The sequence below is a fragment of the Janthinobacterium tructae genome, from assembly GCF_006517255.1.
Lineage (GTDB): Bacteria > Pseudomonadota > Gammaproteobacteria > Burkholderiales > Burkholderiaceae_D > Janthinobacterium > Janthinobacterium tructae.
The window spans coordinates 6,241,703-6,258,478 of sequence record NZ_CP041185.1 but is presented as its reverse complement, the minus strand read 5'-3'; the positions used below and the strand labels follow the sequence as shown (position 1 = coordinate 6,258,478).

Below are 16,776 nucleotides of genomic sequence, written 5' to 3'. Positions count from 1 at the left end.
GAAAGAAAGCGAAAAGTATCATCATGGTCAACGCAGCGCCTGCGTGATGCTGGACGGTAATGCCGGCGTACGCCGGTGCAACGTCGCCTGCTCATAGGCATAGGCCATCGCGATGAGCGGCATGTCGCCGTGGGCAGGTCCGATGAAGGACAAACCGACGGGCAAGCCCTCCGCCACGCCGGCAGGCACCGTAATCTGCGGCAAGGCGCACTGCGGCTGCGATACGCCGTGGCACGTGGGCCCCACCAGCGCATCGAGTTCATGCGAACACAGCAACGCTGCGATGCCGCCAGGTCCGGGCGCAGGCGGCGTCTCGATCAGTTCCGCGCCCTGTTCGCGCAGCACCAGCAGTGCCTGCTCGATCACGGCATCGGTGCCGGCACACTGGCCGAACAGGTGGCGCGCCACGCCGATGCGGCGCCCATGCAAGGCGGCGGCATCGAGCACCATGCCATCGGCCAGGCGCTCGCCCGTCAGGGCAGCGAGCAGCCAGGCCGCTTCGCGCACGCTGGGCGCCATCGGTCCCGCCGTGGCTGGCTCACCGCCCTGCCCGGCGGCTGCCCTGCCCGTGGGTTTGATGGCGACCAGGCCGCAGTTTGAAGCAGGCGCGACAATGGAGCCGTCCGCCGCGCTGTCCACGGCCAGGATGGTCAGGCCGGCCCAGCTGGCACTGGCATGCGGCACGCTGACGGCGGCCCACTGGCGCAAATTGCTTTTGCCGATGATGACGGCGCCGGCCGCGCGCAAGCGCGCCGCGACATAGGAATCGCAGCTGGCCTGCGTGGCCAGCGGCGCCTGCGTGCGCGTCTTCATGCGGTCGCCGGTGGCGATATTGTCGCGCAAGACGATGGGGATGCCATGCAAGGGGCCGCGCACCTTGTGCCCCTGCCGCTCGCGGTCCATTTCCAGGGCAATTTTCAGCGCATCGGGATTGATTTCAATGCCGGCATAGGCACGCGCGCCGATGCTGCACAGGGAGCGGATACGCGCCAGGTACTGCGACGTCAGCGCATGCGAACTGAGCTTGCCTGCCTGCATCATCTGCTGTTGCGGCAAGACGCCCGCATCGAGCAGGTGGGCCATGGGGCTGGCGGGCGCCGTGGCACGGGTCAGTACCGGGCGCGACACGCGCGCCGGCACGGCCGCCACGGCAGGCGTCGCGCCGCGATATGCGCCGTTGCGCACCATATGACTACGCTGCATGCTATCTCCAGGAAACTTCAGTGCTTCTAACGCAATAATGTGCCATCCATAGCATAGCAGTCCTTGCAACTCAATTGTTGTCAAAGGGAATTATTTTTTAAGCAAAAAAAACGCCGCCCGAAGGCAGCGTTTCTTGATGGTCAAGCACTGGGGCAAGCCAGGCCGGCATTTGCCGGGCCCTGCGAACAGCGCAGCGTGACGCTCTATCAGTTGCGTACGACACGCTTGTATTCGTTGGTACGGGTGTCGATTTCGATGACATCGTCCTGTGCCACGAACAGCGGCACTTGCACGATGTGGCGGTGCGCTTCGATGGCGTTTTCGATCTTGGCTTCTTTCAGGACGTTGCCCGAAGTGTTGCCCTTGACCGCAGGCTCCGAGTACACCACTTGACGGGCGATGGTCGTAGGCAGTTCAACGGAGATGGCCTTGCCGTCGTAGAAAATGGCTTCGCATTCCATGCCATCCTTCAGGTAATGCAGTGCATCGCCCAGGTTTTCTTCTTCGATTTCATACTGGTTGTACTCGGTGTCCATGAAGACGAACAGCGGGTCGGCGAAGTACGAATACGTCACTGGCTTTTTATCCAGAACAACAACGTCAAACTTGTCGTCGCCGCGGAACACGTTTTCCATCGGGGTGTTCGTCAGAAGATTTTTCATCTTCCATTTATAGGTGAAGCCCGTGCGGCTCGAACCGTTGACATCAGAACGCAACACGATCATTGGCTTGCTGTCGACCATGATGATATTGCCAACACGAATTTCTTTTGCGGGTTTCATAGGAATGTACGTAAAAAGTGGGTTGCATGAAGACCATCTGCCGCCTGTGCGCCATCAGCGCCGCAAGCTTGCGTTTGATCGGTTAAAAATACGTTAGAAATAACCGGGCATTTTACCTTAATTTTTGGCAAGCGCCTATCTCGTCGCGCCGGCGAACGCCAGCAAGTTACTTGCCAGATCGCCATTGGACTGCATCTGCCGCTGCCAGGCCTGCGCGCGCGCCCTGATGCGCGGCAGGTCGGCCTGCAAGGCGGGCCACAGCAGCGTCCACGGCAAGGCGTCCGCGCTGGCGCCATTCCAGGCCAGCGCCGCCTGCGCCAGGCTGTCGATGACACCATCGGCATCGGCCGCATAGCGCTGCAGGAAGGCGCGCAATTTCACGTGATGCAAGTTCTCATCCTGCACATAGATATGCCAGAGAAACGGCTGGCCGGCCCATTGCGCGCGCACGAAGGAATCCTCGCCGCGCACGAGATTGACGTCGCAGGCCCACAGCAAGCGGTCGTAATCGTCTTGCGGCACGAAAGGCAGCACGCGCACGGTGAGCGCTCCACGCGTGCGCGCCGCACCAGCCGTCGCCGCATCGTCGCCGATAAACGCCTGAACGGCATCGAACGCGACGCCTTCCGGTACCAGGCATGTCACGGGCGCGCTGCCCGCCTGCCACACGCCAAACAACTCGGCGACGGGCGCGGACGGGTAGCAGAACAGCGATACTTTCAAAGCAGACATTTCCGCCGGACTCACGCCGAATTGCCCGAGGAATGCCGCCATGGCGCCGGCATCGGCCTGGAATGCCAGCCTTTTTTCATCGAGCGCCGCTTCGCGCAGCAAGCCGCCCGTTTTATTGGTAAAACCGGGGAAGAAGAAATGCTTGATCATGCCGTGGCGCGGCGACGTCAGCGCATGGCAACCCTCGACCCACTCTTCCGCCGTCAAGCCTTCCAGGTTCAGCCACACCGGCTGCGGCGTGCACTGCGCCATGGCGGCGATGTAGCCGGGTGGAATGTCGCAGGCAAAAAACTCGATGACGATATCGGCGATATCGGCCGGGGCAAACACGCCCTCCTGATCGCGCCAGTGGCGCACCGTGACGCCGCCTGCCTGCTGCACTGGCGCCGTCACGTCGATTTCCGGGCAGATACGCCGGAAACTGGATAAATCGTCGACCCACAGAGTGACGGCCACGCCGTGTTCGCCGCTCAACTGCCGCGCCAGGCGCCAGCAAATGCCGATATCGCCGTAGTTGTCGACAACTTTGCAGAAGATGGCCAGGGATGGCGCGCGATCGCTAGGTAATGGCATGAGCAGGCAAGAGTGAAGGAAAAACGTTGGCATGCCGGCAAACAACAAAAAAGCCGCGCTGTTACCAGGCGGCTTTTTTGTTGGCTGTTTCAGCCGGTCTGGCGTCCCCAAGGGGATTCGAACCCCTGTACTCACCGTGAAAGGGTGATGTCCTAGGCCTCTAGACGATGGGGACAGAAAATCTGTCCAAGATGCATTATTCCGCATCCCGACCTGTTACTTTACTTGCTTACTGCTTGCGAATCTGGCGTCCCCAAGGGGATTCGAACCCCTGTACTCACCGTGAAAGGGTGATGTCCTAGGCCTCTAGACGATGGGGACAGAAATCTGTCCTGAATGCATTACTTCGCATCCTGACCCGGTACTGCAGCAATCGCAGAAACAAAAAAAGCCTGACTTGTCAGGCCCGTTCAGCACTGCGCTCACTTTACAACTAAATCCTGGCGTCCCCAAGGGGATTCGAACCCCTGTACTCACCGTGAAAGGGTGATGTCCTAGGCCTCTAGACGATGGGGACCTGTGCTGGCTTGACTCTCAGCGGACTCTTCGTTGAAGGCTTTGCTTAGCCCCTCAAAAAAGCGTGCGCGAAGTATAGCACGGGGCCATTCACAAAATCAACCGCAGGCGCATCTTATTTTCCATGGAGGAAACCGTTCCCGGCGGCGATTGCTCAATGTGCAATCGATCGGCTGCGCGGGCGAGGTACAGGTCCTCAGCAACAGCAGCCAGACAAGCAAAAGGAAAGCCTCTTACTCCCCCCCTTCGTTTGTACTGGCCCAAACCCACGTCATACAAGGGTTGGGCGGCGGGAGGAGCTGAGCAAGCTTGGCCCGCCGCCTTGAGCATCAGTTCTTGTAATGGCTGAAGCGATAACCTTGGTCGAAGTATGCTGCCAATGCGACGATCACTCCGGAGCACGTGAGCATCAAGGCCACTGCGCTCGTGTCACGAGTCGCAGACTGGGCAACCATTGATAACGCCCACAACGGGGCAATACCGCCGGCAATGGCAGTGCCGATTTCACGCCCCGAACCGACCCCCGTCGAGCGGTTTTGCACGGCAAACTGGCGACTGAGGAAAGAGCCCTGTGGGGCGAACATCATCGGCGCCAGCACCCCGGTGCCGACGATCAGCGCCAGGTAAATCAGCCTGTTCTCGCCGCTGTCCAGCAACTGCATGAACGGGTACGCGAACAATGCTGACAGCAGGCCGCCGACGATCAGCAGCTTCTTGCTGCTGAACTTGTCACACAGATAGCCGAAGAGCGGGACGGTAAAGATTGCGACCAGACTGGCCAGTGTCACCGATAGCGATGTCACGCTGGCCGAAATGCCTTTGAACTGGGTCAGGTAGGCCAGCGAGAAGGTCTTGAAGACATAGCTCAGTGCGTTGTAACCAATGGCGACAAAGAAGACGACGCCCAGGCCCTTCAGATTGGTTTTCCACAATTCTCGGAACGACCTCTTCTGGCGATGGCTTTCCTCGAAGTGGTGATACTCTGGCGTTTCCGGCAGACTCCCACGCACCCAGAGCCCAACCAGTACCAGCACGAAACTGAGGATGAAGGGAATGCGCCAACCGCCGGCAAGCAAAAACTTGTCGCCATTGACGGTCAGCAGATAAACGGTCAGCGACGATAGCAACAGGCCAAGGTTCAGCCCCAATGCAGGCCACGCACCTTGTCGCCCCTTCTTGTTGTCGGCCGCATGTTCGTAGGAAGTTACCGCCGCCCCCGCCAGTTCTGCACCGGCACCCAGGCCCTGCACAATGCGGATCAGCACCAGGCACAGGGGCGCCCAAACGCCGATGCTGGCGTAGGAAGGGACCAGGCCAATGGCGGTCGTGCACAAGCCCATCATACAGAAAGTAACGAACAACATTTTCTTGCGCCCGTAGCGGTCGCCGAAGTAGCCGAAGAACAGCCCCCCGATCGGTCGCGCCACAAAGCCGATGGCGAAGGTGGCAAAGGCTTGCAGCGATGCATTCGCCGGGTCCGAGGTATCGAAGAAGACCTTGCTGAAGACAATCGACGCCATCGTCGCGTAAAGATAAAAGTCATACCACTCCAGCATTGAGCCGACGATGGTCGCTGCCGCCACTTTGCGCAAACGACTTTTTGTCTGTGCCGGGGTTTCCTGTTCCGTTTTTTGAATGTTCAAAATGTCTCCTTCATGAATTAATTTTTTTCTTTTTCGCCTAGAGCGTTCGAGTTGGGGCTGGCTGGGGAGCGACAGACAAGCGTACGTTGTCCGCTGCGCAAACTCAGCGCCTCATCACTTCACGTACAATGTATTCAGCAATGGCTAGCGACGATGTCGCCCCTGGTGACGGTGCATTGCGGATGTGGGTAATGTTGCCGTGCTGGCGAATCACGAAATCGTCAACCAGCGCACCATTGGCCTCCATTGCCTGGGCACGGATCCCACGAACCGCCGGAACAATACCGACCGAGGCAAGCGTCGGCACATAGCGCGCCGCCTCGCGGACAAAGCTCGCCTCGCTGACCACAGTCTTCAGTTCCCGAAGCGTCGCCGGCAGGTTACGGGCAGCAAACTTCCAAAAGCCGGGGTAGCTGGCAAAATTGAAGATGTCGGCCAGGTTCATGCTGCGGCCGTCATAGTTCTCGCGACCGAAGGATATGAAAGCATTCGGGCCGATTGTCATCTGTCCGTCGATACGCTTTGTGAAATGCACCCCGAGGAAAGGAAAGCGCGGGTCCGGCACCGGGTAGATCAAGCCTTTGACATGCGACTTGAAAGCCTCGTCGATCACGTAATACTGGCCGAAGAACGGTACGATGCGTGGCGTGTCCTGATCGCCCGAACGCTCTGCCAGGCGATCTGACTGCAAACCCGCGCAGGCAATTGCCTGATCGAATACCGTATCGAAGACCTCTCCGCCTGCAAGTTCGACCCGTACTTCGCCGCCTTGCTCAAGCAGGCGCTCAACCGGCGAATTCAGACAAATGCGCCCGCCACGTTCCCTGATTTCATCGGCGATTCGGGCCGCAATTTGACCGTAACTGACAATCGCCGTTTTCGGTGAATGCAAGGCGCCCAGGCCGATGCAGTTGGGCTCGATTTCGCGCAGCTCATTTGAGCCGATCAGCCGCACGCCAGGCACACCGTTGGCCTGCGCTTTCCGATAAATCGCCTCCAGGCGAGGTAACTCTTCCTCTTGTAGCGCGACGACAACTTTGCCGCACTCGTCGTAGGGGATCGCATTGTCGCGGCAATAGTTGCCAATCAATTCGCCCCCGCGCCTGCAAAGTCGCGCCTTGAGCCCCCCCGGCTCATAGTACAGACCGGCATGGACCACACCCGAATTGTGGCTGGACTGATGACTGGCGACACTCGCCTCCTTTTCGAACAGCACCACCGTGGCGTCGGGAAAATCCAACAATAACTGACGTGCGACTGCGAGGCCATTTATCCCCCCGCCGATAACTGCATAACGCTTCTTGTTCATTGCGCCTCTCAAAAAAATAGCAAACTCGTCATTTCACTGCTACATGCATCACTTTGGCGAGGGGCGACAGCCTGCATATGCCGCCCGCCCAACGCCTGGCACCGACGCGATTTGCCCTGTCAAGCATTTTTGATCAAGCACAATTTAGATAAAAGCGAAAAATTATGTACAATTAAATTCGAAAAAAGAGAACAAGTGATGCCCATGACTTTAAAGCAACTCGAAGCGTTCTACTGGGCCGCCACCTGCGCCAACTTTGCGATTGCCGCCGAACGCCTGCATTTGTCCGTATCGTCTCTCTCCAAGCGCATTTCAGAACTGGAGGAAGCGCTTGGCATCAATCTGTTCGACCGGAGTGGCCACCGCGCCGTACTCAGCGATGCAGGCCAGGCATTGCTGCCACGCGCGCTGGCGCTGCTCGATGACGCCGCCGCAATACGTACCGCCTTCGCACCCTCTGCCGGGCTAGTTGGCCGTTGCACCTTTGGTGTTGGCGAACTCAGCGCGCTGACCTGGCTACCGCAGTTCATTGCGCAAGTCCGGGCACTGCATCCCAAATTGACGCTCGAACCCTATGTCGACGTGGGCTCAGTTCTGGAAAGCCGTGTCACCAAGGGCGAGCTCGATTTTGCGATCATTGCCGGACGCTCATCGCACCACGGCATCCTGTCGCAACCAGTCAGCCAAGCACAATTCATCTGGCTTGCCGCGCCAACCCTGGCTGTATCTGACAACCCGCCTGGCTTACGTGGTGCCGCCGATTTACTTGACGCTGGACAGCCCATCGTTGCCTTACCGCCATCAGCTGGCACCACGCGACTGATTGATGACTGGCTACTGGCTCACGGCATCGCTGCCGTTGAGCGTATAAGTTGCAATAATTGGGGGGCCATTGCCGGCATGCTGATTGCCTCTGTCGGGATCGGCATACTGCCCACTGGCTGGAGTCAAAAGCTGGTTGACCAGGGTCTGCTGCTCCCGCTCGCCGCCGCCGAAATGCCAGCGCCGGTAATCTATTCTTTTCAGTGGCGGCGCGGAGACAACCGTCCACTGCTCGACCAGCTACGCGGGCTTTCCACCCAATATGTCGACTTCACTGCCGATCTATCGCGACCGCTGGGCAGCATAACGGAACGCTGATAACTGCCGGCCATGCGCCGCCCGCTGTCCACCTCGACTTCCAGCAACCCATGCATGGGCATCAGCGGGAGCCAAGCGCTGACGTCTTGCATGCCATGCCATCGCGCTAACAGCTTGGCCACGCTCGCCGAAGGGTATGGCGGAAAAGAGTCCGGAAATAAAAAAAGCCGCCCAAGGCGACTTTGATTATCATGTGATGTATGCGCTGTTGGCGGACGCGGCATGGATACGGATGTTGACCGCAGAACATGGTGTTGTCGGATTACGCTACGCTAATCCGACCTACGCCACACTCCCCTGTCGGGTATGGCGATAAGTGCCACGGAAATAAAAAAAGCCGCTCGAGGCGACTTTGATTATCATGTGATGTATGCGCTGTTAGCGGACGCGGCATGGATACGGATGTTGACCGCAGAACATGGTGCTGTCGGATTACGCTACGCTAATCCGACCTACGCCACACTCCCCTGTCGGGTATGGCGGAAAAGAGTCCGAAAATAAAAAAAGCCGCTCCAGGCGACTTTGATTTATTCACTACCCGTTTCTGCGCTGTTGGTGGAGGTTGGCGGGAGCTAACCGCTGACCTCTTGCATGCCATGCAAGCGCGCTAACAGCTTAGCCATATTCCCCCGAGGGGTATGGCGGGAAGTGTTGCGGAAATAAAAAAAGCCGCTCCAGGCGACTTTGATTTATTCACTACCCGTTTCTGCGCTGTTGGTGGAGGTAAGCGGGATCGAACCGCTGACCTCTTGCATGCCATGCAAGCGCTCTCCCAGCTGAGCTATACCCCCCGGGCGCAGAAACACTGCTACTTCTTCACTACCACAACACCAGACTGAACTGGCGTCCCCAAGGGGATTCGAACCCCTGTACTCACCGTGAAAGGGTGATGTCCTAGGCCTCTAGACGATGGGGACCTTGGCACTACATTTTTACTTCTACAGTTTGCTGCCTTACTTCTGCGCTGTTGGTGGAGGTAAGCGGGATCGAACCGCTGACCTCTTGCATGCCATGCAAGCGCTCTCCCAGCTGAGCTATACCCCCCGGGCGCAGAAATAATAAAAGCCGCACTTGGCGACTTTGTTCCACTACTTGCTTTCCATCCAGAACCTGTTTTTTACGGGCCTGAACTTACAACAATCAGTACAAACAACTGCCACTACTATACCACAACTACCTGGCGTCCCCAAGGGGATTCGAACCCCTGTACTCACCGTGAAAGGGTGATGTCCTAGGCCTCTAGACGATGGGGACCGCGGAACTTCCAAACAACATCTGCACCACTTCAACGACTAACAAAACCTGACTGCGATTTTGCTGCTGGTGGAGGTAAGCGGGATCGAACCGCTGACCTCTTGCATGCCATGCAAGCGCTCTCCCAGCTGAGCTATACCCCCGTTGGTGCAGAAACAAGAGTATAGCAAAGAAGTTTCACTCTGCAAATACCCTTTTTCGTCTATGAGCAACTTTTCATAGGGGCGGTTTCTGCACTGCATTTACACGCCCAATTCCGCGCGGCGATTACAGCCACTTTGCCAGGCGCGCCAGCACGGTCTCGCGGCCGAAGATCACCACCACCTGGTCGATGGCCGGCGTCTGCAGCTGGCCCGTCAAAATCAGGCGCAAGGGCATGGCCAGCAGCGGCATCTTGATGGTGTTGGCCGCCAGCACTTCCTTGATCATGGCGGCCACGGCGTCCTTGCTCCACTCCACCGTGGCGATGCGCTCTGCAAACTGCGCCAGCACGGGCTTGATGGCATCCGTGATGTGCTGCGTTACCAGTTCCGCTTCCGGTTGCGGCGCGCGGAAGAACAGCATCGAAGCGGCAGCCAGTTCATTGACCGTATTGGCGCGCTCTTTCATCATGCCCAGCACTTGTGCCAGGTCAGGCGCACCTTCGAAGACGGCGCCGGCGGCGACCATTTGCGGGCGCGCCAGGTCGGCCAGGCGGGTGTTGTCGGCCTGCTTGATATAGTGATTGTTCAGCCAGGCCAGTTTTTCATTGTTGAACTGGGCCGCCGATTTCGACAGGTGGTTCAGGTTGAACCACTCGCAGAACTGCTCGGTCGAGAACACTTCATCGTCGCCATGGCTCCAGCCCAGGCGCGCCAGGTAGTTCAGCATCGCTTCCGGCAGGAAGCCCTGCGCCGGATAATCCATCACACTGACGGCGCCGTGGCGCTTCGACAGCTTCTCGCCGTCCGCACCCAAAATCATCGGCAGGTGGCCATACAGCGGCAGCGGTGCGCCGATGGCGCGCAGGATGTTGATCTGGCGCGGGGTGTTGTTGACATGGTCGTCGCCGCGGATCACGTGGGTGATCTGCATGTCCCAGTCATCGACTGCCACGCAGAAGTTATACGTCGGTGTGCCGTCCGGGCGGGCGATCACCAGGTCATCGAGCTCGCGGTTGGAAATCGTGATCGTGCCTTTGACCACGTCGTCCCAGGTCACGTCGCCATCAAGTGGATTCTTGAAGCGCACGACAGGCTTGCGGTCGGCGGGGATAGCCGGCAGGGTCTTGCCCGGCTCCGGGCGCCAGGTGCCGTCGTAGCGCGGCTTTTCGCCGGCGGCGCGCATGCGCTCGCGCATCGCTTCGACTTCTTCCGGCGACGAGTAGCAGTGGTATGCCGTACCTTCGGCCAGCATCTTTGCCACCACTTCGCGGTAGCGGTCCATGCGTTGCATCTGGTAGAACGGGCCTTCGTCGTGGTCCAGGCCCAGCCACTTCATGCCTTCGATGATGGCTTGCACGGCTTCCGGCGTGGAGCGCTCCACGTCCGTGTCTTCGATGCGCAGCACGAAGGTGCCACCGAAGTGGCGGGCATACGCCCAGCTGTATAAAGCGGTGCGGGCGCCGCCCAGGTGCAGATAGCCGGTCGGGCTGGGAGCGAAACGGGTACGGACGGGAGTAGCGGTTGTGGTCATCGAGGTAATCAGGCTTGAATAAGTAAAACGCCATTTTACTCTGTTGACCGCCGCCACTCCACAAGCACCGTCACAGCTGCAGCAAGCGCCTTTTCACCTCGTCTGCCTGGGCATGCAGCGCCTGCTCGAACAGGGCGACCAGTTGCGACAAGGGCCGGTGCAAGGGTTTCACGAGATTCACCGTGAACGGCAGGGACACGCCGAAGCGGCGGATCTGCAAGCCCTGCCCCGCGTAGTCCAGCGCCGTGAGCGGATTGACGATGGCCAGCCCCACGCCTTCGCGCACCATGGCGCAGACGGAGGCGGCGCTGTGCGTGTCGAGCGCCATGCGCCGCTCCACGCCCGCCTGCGCGAAGATGGCGTCGATCTGCTGGCGGTAGGGGTCGACGGCGGCCAGGCTGATGAAAGGCTGGCCCGCGAAGTCCGCCGGCTGCAGCACGGCCTTGCTGGCGAGCGTATGGCCATCGGGCAGCACGCACACTTCATCGACAGACATCAATGTCGCCAGTGCGGTGCCCGGCGGCGCATTGTCCACTTCCGTCAAGCCGATGTCGTGGCGCTGCGCCGACAACCACTCTTCCAGCAGCGGCGACTCCTGCGGCGTGATGCTGATGCTCACCTTGGGAAAATCGGCGACGAAGCGCTTGCACGCCTGCGGCAGCAGCGACTGGGAAAACACGGGCAGGCAGGCGATCGACAGCTGCCCCTGGTCGAACTGGCGCAGGGCCGCCGCCGTGCTGACGATGCGCTCCAGGCCGAAATACGCGCGCTGCACTTCCTCGAACAGCTGCAGCGCCTGCGCCGTCGGGCGCAGCCGCCCCCGCTCGCGCTCGAACAGGGTCAAGCCCGTCAAATGTTCGAGGCGCGCCAGCTCGCGGCTGACGGTGGGCTGCGAGGTATGCAGCATGGCGGCGGCCGCCGTCACGCTGCCCGTCGTCATGATGGCGCGGAAGACTTCGATATGGCGCAGGGAGATAGTCATGCCCATATCATAAATGAATAAGGTAGCCCTAAATAGATATTTTATGTTTACAAAGAAAACCCGCATCATGATTGGCACGTAGGTCGGATTAGCGCAAAGCGCGTAATCCGACACCACCTCCGACGCCACCCATCAAACGACAAAGACAACCACCATGAAACCAGTGCCAGACGCCACCCTCGCCCAACTCGCCCAGGAACACGGCACGCCCCTGTGGGTGTATGACGCGGCCACCATCCGCGCGCGCGTGGCGCAGCTGGCGCAGTTCGACACGGTCCGCTTCGCGCAAAAGGCCAATTCGAACATCCATCTGCTCACCCTGATGCGCGAAGCGGGCGTGCACGTGGACGCCGTCTCGCTGGGCGAGATAGAGCGCGCGCTGCAGGCAGGCTTTACGCCGGCGCAAACGAACGGCGCCGCCGGGGTGGTATTCACCTGCGACCTGTTCGACCGCGCCACCCTGGCGCGCGTGGCGGCGGCGAAGATCGAAGTCAATTGCGGCTCCGTCGACATGCTGCGCCAGCTTGGCCCCGTGTCGCCCGGCCACCGCGTCTGGCTGCGCATCAATCCCGGCTATGGCCATGGCCACAGCAACAAGACCAATACGGGCGGCGAAAACAGCAAGCACGGTATCTGGCACGAAGAACTGCCGGAGGCGCTGGCCGTCATCCGCGCACATGGACTGCACCTGGTGGGCCTGCACATGCACATCGGCTCGGGCGTCGACTACAGCCACCTGGAAACCGTCTGCGGCACCATGGTCGACCTGGTGAAAAACATGGGTCATGACCTGGAAGCCATTTCCACGGGCGGCGGCCTGTCCGTCCCTTACCGCGAAGGCGAGCAGCCGGTCGACACGAACCACTACTTCCAGCTGTGGGATGCGGCGCGCAAGCAGATCGAGGCGCATCTGGGCCACGCCGTGCACCTGGAAATCGAACCGGGCCGCTTCCTGGTGGCCGATGCAGGCCTGCTGGTGGCCGAAGTGCGCGCCACCAAACAAATGGGCGGCAACCATTTCACCTTGTTAGATACGGGCTTCAATGAACTGATGCGCCCCGCCATGTACGGCAGCTACCATGAAATGTCGGTCATCGCGCATGACGGCCGGGCACTGGACACGCAACACGCCACCGTGGTCGGCGGCCCCCTGTGCGAATCGGGCGACGTGTTTACCCAGCGCGATGGCGGCGTGGTCGAAACCCGCTTGTTGCCAGCAGCGCAGGTGGGCGACTACGTGGTGTTCGAAGGCGCGGGCGCGTATGGCGCGTCGATGTCGTCGAACTACAACAGCCGCCCGCATGCGGCCGAATACCTTGTCGATGGGGAGCAATCACGTTTGATCCGCCGCCGCCAGACGGTGGCCGAGCTGATCGCACTGGAACGACTGTAAAACCGCACCCGCGTGCGGGCATGCGCATCTGCTAACATCGAGGCAATTCGATGAAAGCCTGCCATGCCCGCCCAAGCATTTCCCTTCCGCAGCACCACCCGGCTGCTGCTGTCCCTGCTGCTGTCCGCCGTCCTTGCCGGCTGCGCCGCGCTGCCTTCGCTGGAAGGCCGCATGCCCTCCAGCGTCATCACCGACACAAAGCACACCCAACTGGCCACGGCCATTGCGCCCATGGTGGCGCAGCATCCCGGCGTATCCGGCATTTACCCGCTGGTCGACGGGCGCGACGCCTTTGCCGCGCGCGCGCTGCTGGCCGCCGCCGCCCAGCGCAGCCTGGACGTGCAGTACTACATCTGGCACAAGGACATCACCGGCACCCTGCTGTTCGACGCCCTGCGCCAGGCGGCCGAACGGGGCGTGCGCGTGCGCCTGCTGCTCGACGATAACAACACGGCGGGCCTGGACCTGACCCTGAGCATGCTGGGCAAGCAGCAGCATCTGGAAATCCGCCTGTTCAATCCCTTCGTGCCCCGCGCGCCGCGCGCGCTGGCCTTTGCCACGGATTTTTCCCGCCTCAACCGGCGCATGCACAATAAATCGTTCACGGCCGATAACCAGGCCACCATCGTCGGCGGGCGCAATGTGGGCGATGAATATTTTGGCGCGGCCGGCGACGTGCTGTTTGCCGACCTTGACGTGCTGGCCGTCGGCCCGGTCGTCGACGAGGTCTCGCAGGATTTCGACCGCTATTGGAACAGCGCCTCGGCCTACCCGGCCAGCCTGCTGCTGACCAGCCCCGTCGAGGGCGACGCGGCCACCATCGCCGCCGAAGCGGCCCGCATCGACGACACCAGGGCGGCCGAGGAATACGTGCAGGCGCTGCGTACTTCGCCCTTCGTCAGGCAGATGATGGAACGCACCCTGCCCTTCGAATGGGCTCAGACGCGCATGGTCAGCGACGACCCGGCCAAGGTGCTGGACAAGGCCCGGGCCGGCACGGGCGTGGCGGAAAACCTGCAAAACCTGCTCGGCGTGCCGGAAAAGGAAGTCGACCTGGTGTCGCCGTATTTCGTGCCCGGCAAATCGGGCACGCAAGCCTTTACCGACCTGGCAAAAAAAGGCGTGGGCGTGCGCATCCTGACGAATGCGCTGGAAGCGACCGACGTGGCGGCCGTGCATGCGGGCTATGCGAAATGGCGCAAACCGCTGCTGGAAGCGGGCGTGCTGCTGTATGAATCGCGCCGCTCGTGGGAACGCGGCGATGCGCGCGCACAGCCTGGCCACCTGGGCAGTTCCGCATCGAGCCTGCATGCGAAGACCTTTGCCGTCGATGACCGGCGCATCTTTGTCGGCTCGTTCAACTTCGACCCGCGCTCGATCGAGTTGAACACGGAAATGGGCCTCGTCATCGACAGCCCCGCGCTGGCCAGCCAGCTGGGCCTGGCCATGCGCACCACCATCCCGCAGCGCGCCTACCAGGTGCTGCTGGGCGACGACGGCGCGCTGTACTGGATCGCCCGCGACGCCAGCGGCGCCACCACGCGCTACGACACGGAACCGGGCACCAGCGTGTGGAAGCGCATGGGGGTGGCGATTTTGTCGGTGCTGCCGATAGACTGGCTGCTGTAAGCTGTTTTGCCAACACTGTTGTCAGATTACGCGGGGCTTTGCCCCGCTAATCCGACCTACGCTCTTCGCAAGGTCATCGTAGGTCGGGTTAGAGCAAAGCGCGTAACCCGACAAGCACGTAGCCCCCCCTTCTACCGCACCACCTCCGTCAACACCCGCCCTTCCGACGCGGACGGCTGGCGTATGCGCAGCAGATGGGCCAGCGTAGGCGCGATGTCGACCACTTCCGCGTACTGGCCATAGGCGCCCGGCTTGATCCAGCGGGGACCGAATACCATCAGCGGCACGTTGGTGTCATATGTGTACGGCGTGCCGTGCGAGGTGCCGCCAGCGCCCTTGCCGAAGTACCAGGCCGGCTTTGTGACGACCATCAGGTCGCCCGACAGCTGGCGGTTCCAGGCGCGGCGCATCAGCGTGTCCATGCGCGTGGCGACGGCGCCCGTTTCCATCTGCGTGCGCGTGTAGACCTGTGCCAGACCTTCCTGCTGCAGCAGGAAGCGGGCCGCCGCGTCTTCCAGCGCGGCGCGATGGACGCCGCCCTTTTCCGCCAGCGCGTAATCGAGGTAGATATTCGGCAGCGACGACGTCGTCACCAGTTTATCGATACCCAGAGTCGTTGCCAGGTGCTGGTTCAAGCCATCGACCAGTTTGGCGCCATCGATGCGCTTGGCCGAGAAGCCGCGCGTTTCAGCAAATTCCGGCACGTTGGCAAAGCCATGGTCGGCCGTCAGCACCACCAGCACGTTATCCATGCCGACTTTTCTATCGAGGTCGGCAAAGAAGCCGGCCAGCATGCGGTCCAGCCGCTGCAGGTGATCGTGCGACATCCTGCTTTCTGGGCCGTAGGCGTGGTTCACATAGTCGTGCGCGGACAGGCTCACACCGAGGATATCGGGCACGCCGGCCGGGTTGCGGCCCAGGTTTTCGCCATCGACGGCGGCGCGCGCAAATTCCAGGGTCAGCTCGTCGAGGAAGGGACCGGCCTTCAAGCGGCTGTAGTACTCGCCGTCGAGCTTGCCGCTGTCGCTGTAGTAGGCAAACGGGAAGGTGTTGCGCGTGCCCGGCTTGGCCGGCACCAGATCATCACGGGCGTCGCGCGCATAGGCCGCATCGGCCAGCAGCGGCGTCCAGCTCTTGCCGTAGTAGCGGTCCTGCGGCTTGGCTGTCTGGTAGCGCTGCACCCATTGCGGATGCTGCTGCATATAGTAGGTGCTGCTGGCGAAGTTGCCCGTCTTTTCCATGTACATATAGGCCGTGCCCGTTTTCCCGGCCAGCAGGATGGCGCCGCGGTCCTTGCCCGACACCGTGACGACCTTGGCCTTGTCGCCCGTGGCATAGCGCAGTTCGTCGCCCAGGGTACTGACGCGCAGCCTGGTCGGCGCCGTGCCGTCGTCGGGCTGTGTTGCTTCGCCGATGTAATGGAAATTGCCATCCTCGGTGCAGTACACGGATTTTTTCGTGACGGGATCGATCCAGTTATTGCCGATCACGCCATGCTGGTACGGGTAAGCGCCCGACAGCACGGCCGAGTGGCCGATGGCCGTGACCGTGATGCCATGCGCCTGGTGCGCATCGCTGAACCACGCGCCCTGCTCCAGCAGGCGGCGGAAACCGCCCTGGCCGAACTGCTCGCGGTAGCGCGTCACCTGTTCCTGCGGCAAGCCGTCCACTACCAGCACCACCACCAGCTTAGGCTGCGCGGCAGTGGCAGAAGCAGCAGCAGGAACCGCCTTGGCCGCATGCGCCTGGCACACCGCCACGCTGGCTACCAGCAGCAGCGCCTGCGCCAGTTGCCGGGAAAGGGAGAAATTCTTGCTCATATGCACTCATCCAAAGTTAGGCCACCGGGCAGCATACGCAAACTGTATGACGCAATGATGACAAGAAGCACGACCATGAAAAAGGCCGGGCACCATCGCTGGAACCCGGCCTGATGCCGACATGAA

The 16,776-nt window shown here is 61.0% G+C and carries 11 protein-coding genes and 8 tRNA genes; 3 read left to right on the top strand and 16 right to left on the bottom strand.

Annotated elements, in window-relative coordinates:
• Positions 1 to 27 precede the first annotated feature (27 nt).
• From FJQ89_RS27675 to lhgO, 8 genes are all read right to left on the bottom strand, one after another.
• The gene (locus tag FJQ89_RS27675; protein ID WP_141172506.1) at positions 28 to 1,203 is read right to left on the bottom strand and encodes an amidase family protein; all 1,176 of its coding nucleotides are present in this window, start codon (positions 1,201 to 1,203) and stop codon (positions 28 to 30) included.
• A 206-nt stretch (positions 1,204 to 1,409) separates the two neighbouring features.
• Positions 1,410 to 1,985, bottom strand: a complete 576-nt coding sequence (locus FJQ89_RS27670; RefSeq protein ID WP_071078242.1) for an elongation factor P — start codon at positions 1,983 to 1,985, stop codon at positions 1,410 to 1,412.
• Between the two features lie 135 nt (positions 1,986 to 2,120).
• A complete protein-coding gene (gene earP / locus FJQ89_RS27665) occupies positions 2,121 to 3,290 on the bottom strand; it encodes an elongation factor P maturation arginine rhamnosyltransferase EarP (RefSeq protein ID WP_141172505.1) in 1,170 nt (389 codons plus the stop codon).
• Positions 3,291 to 3,389: 99 nt separating this feature from the next.
• Positions 3,390 to 3,465 (bottom strand) — tRNA-Glu (locus tag FJQ89_RS27660).
• A 70-nt stretch (positions 3,466 to 3,535) separates the two neighbouring features.
• Positions 3,536 to 3,611, bottom strand: a tRNA-Glu gene (locus tag FJQ89_RS27655).
• A 120-nt stretch (positions 3,612 to 3,731) separates the two neighbouring features.
• Positions 3,732 to 3,807 (bottom strand) — tRNA-Glu (locus FJQ89_RS27650).
• Between the two features lie 328 nt (positions 3,808 to 4,135).
• Positions 4,136 to 5,449: an MFS transporter gene (locus FJQ89_RS27645; protein WP_243136312.1), complete on the bottom strand. Its 1,314-nt coding sequence runs from the start codon at positions 5,447 to 5,449 to the stop codon at positions 4,136 to 4,138.
• A gap of 103 nt (positions 5,450 to 5,552) precedes the next feature.
• Positions 5,553 to 6,758 (bottom strand): L-2-hydroxyglutarate oxidase, encoded by a 1,206-nt coding sequence (gene lhgO / locus FJQ89_RS27640; protein ID WP_141172504.1) that lies wholly within the window; start codon positions 6,756 to 6,758, stop codon positions 5,553 to 5,555.
• A 204-nt stretch (positions 6,759 to 6,962) separates the two neighbouring features.
• On the opposite strand from lhgO, the gene FJQ89_RS27635 reads away from it, so the two are divergent.
• Positions 6,963 to 7,898, top strand: coding sequence for a LysR family transcriptional regulator (locus FJQ89_RS27635; protein WP_141173026.1), 936 nt, complete (start codon positions 6,963 to 6,965; stop codon positions 7,896 to 7,898).
• Between the two features lie 715 nt (positions 7,899 to 8,613).
• Here the strand turns inward: FJQ89_RS27635 and FJQ89_RS27630 are convergent.
• The 7 genes from FJQ89_RS27630 to FJQ89_RS27600 all read right to left on the bottom strand — a co-directional run bounded on the left by FJQ89_RS27630 (position 8,614) and on the right by FJQ89_RS27600 (position 11,808).
• Positions 8,614 to 8,689, bottom strand: a tRNA-Ala gene (locus FJQ89_RS27630).
• 50 nt (positions 8,690 to 8,739) lie between these two features.
• Positions 8,740 to 8,815: transfer RNA gene (locus tag FJQ89_RS27625), tRNA-Glu, on the bottom strand.
• 51 nt (positions 8,816 to 8,866) lie between these two features.
• Positions 8,867 to 8,942, bottom strand: a tRNA-Ala gene (locus tag FJQ89_RS27620).
• Between the two features lie 134 nt (positions 8,943 to 9,076).
• Positions 9,077 to 9,152: transfer RNA gene (locus FJQ89_RS27615), tRNA-Glu, on the bottom strand.
• Positions 9,153 to 9,219: 67 nt separating this feature from the next.
• A tRNA-Ala gene (locus FJQ89_RS27610) sits at positions 9,220 to 9,295 on the bottom strand.
• Positions 9,296 to 9,419: 124 nt separating this feature from the next.
• Complete coding sequence (gene gltX, locus FJQ89_RS27605; protein ID WP_141172503.1) at positions 9,420 to 10,826, bottom strand: glutamate--tRNA ligase; 1,407 nt, start codon at positions 10,824 to 10,826, stop codon at positions 9,420 to 9,422.
• A 70-nt stretch (positions 10,827 to 10,896) separates the two neighbouring features.
• Complete coding sequence (locus FJQ89_RS27600; protein WP_141172502.1) at positions 10,897 to 11,808, bottom strand: LysR family transcriptional regulator; 912 nt, start codon at positions 11,806 to 11,808, stop codon at positions 10,897 to 10,899.
• A 154-nt stretch (positions 11,809 to 11,962) separates the two neighbouring features.
• On the opposite strand from FJQ89_RS27600, the gene lysA reads away from it, so the two are divergent.
• Both lysA and FJQ89_RS27590 read left to right on the top strand, forming a co-directional pair.
• Complete coding sequence (gene lysA / locus FJQ89_RS27595) at positions 11,963 to 13,201, top strand: diaminopimelate decarboxylase (RefSeq protein ID WP_141172501.1); 1,239 nt, start codon at positions 11,963 to 11,965, stop codon at positions 13,199 to 13,201.
• Positions 13,202 to 13,264: 63 nt separating this feature from the next.
• Complete coding sequence (locus FJQ89_RS27590) at positions 13,265 to 14,830, top strand: phospholipase D family protein (RefSeq protein ID WP_141172500.1); 1,566 nt, start codon at positions 13,265 to 13,267, stop codon at positions 14,828 to 14,830.
• A gap of 131 nt (positions 14,831 to 14,961) precedes the next feature.
• Here FJQ89_RS27590 and FJQ89_RS27585 read toward each other — a convergent pair whose 3' ends face one another.
• On the bottom strand, positions 14,962 to 16,650 hold the full coding sequence (locus FJQ89_RS27585) for an alkaline phosphatase family protein (protein WP_243136311.1): 1,689 nt from the start codon (positions 16,648 to 16,650) through the stop codon (positions 14,962 to 14,964).
• Positions 16,651 to 16,776: the final 126 nt, after the last annotated feature.

Coding starts and splice junctions, on each gene's coding strand:
- FJQ89_RS27675 (WP_141172506.1), bottom strand. CDS start 1,203: ATGCAGCGTAGTCATATGGTGCGCAACGGCGCATATCGCGGCGCGACG.
- FJQ89_RS27670 (WP_071078242.1), bottom strand. CDS start 1,985: ATGAAACCCGCAAAAGAAATTCGTGTTGGCAATATCATCATGGTCGAC.
- earP (WP_141172505.1), bottom strand. CDS start 3,290: ATGCCATTACCTAGCGATCGCGCGCCATCCCTGGCCATCTTCTGCAAA.
- lhgO (WP_141172504.1), bottom strand. CDS start 6,758: ATGAACAAGAAGCGTTATGCAGTTATCGGCGGGGGGATAAATGGCCTC.
- FJQ89_RS27635 (WP_141173026.1), top strand. CDS start 6,963: ATGACTTTAAAGCAACTCGAAGCGTTCTACTGGGCCGCCACCTGCGCC.
- gltX (WP_141172503.1), bottom strand. CDS start 10,826: ATGACCACAACCGCTACTCCCGTCCGTACCCGTTTCGCTCCCAGCCCG.
- FJQ89_RS27600 (WP_141172502.1), bottom strand. CDS start 11,808: ATGACTATCTCCCTGCGCCATATCGAAGTCTTCCGCGCCATCATGACG.
- lysA (WP_141172501.1), top strand. CDS start 11,963: ATGAAACCAGTGCCAGACGCCACCCTCGCCCAACTCGCCCAGGAACAC.
- FJQ89_RS27590 (WP_141172500.1), top strand. CDS start 13,265: ATGCCCGCCCAAGCATTTCCCTTCCGCAGCACCACCCGGCTGCTGCTG.
- FJQ89_RS27585 (WP_243136311.1), bottom strand. CDS start 16,650: ATGAGCAAGAATTTCTCCCTTTCCCGGCAACTGGCGCAGGCGCTGCTG.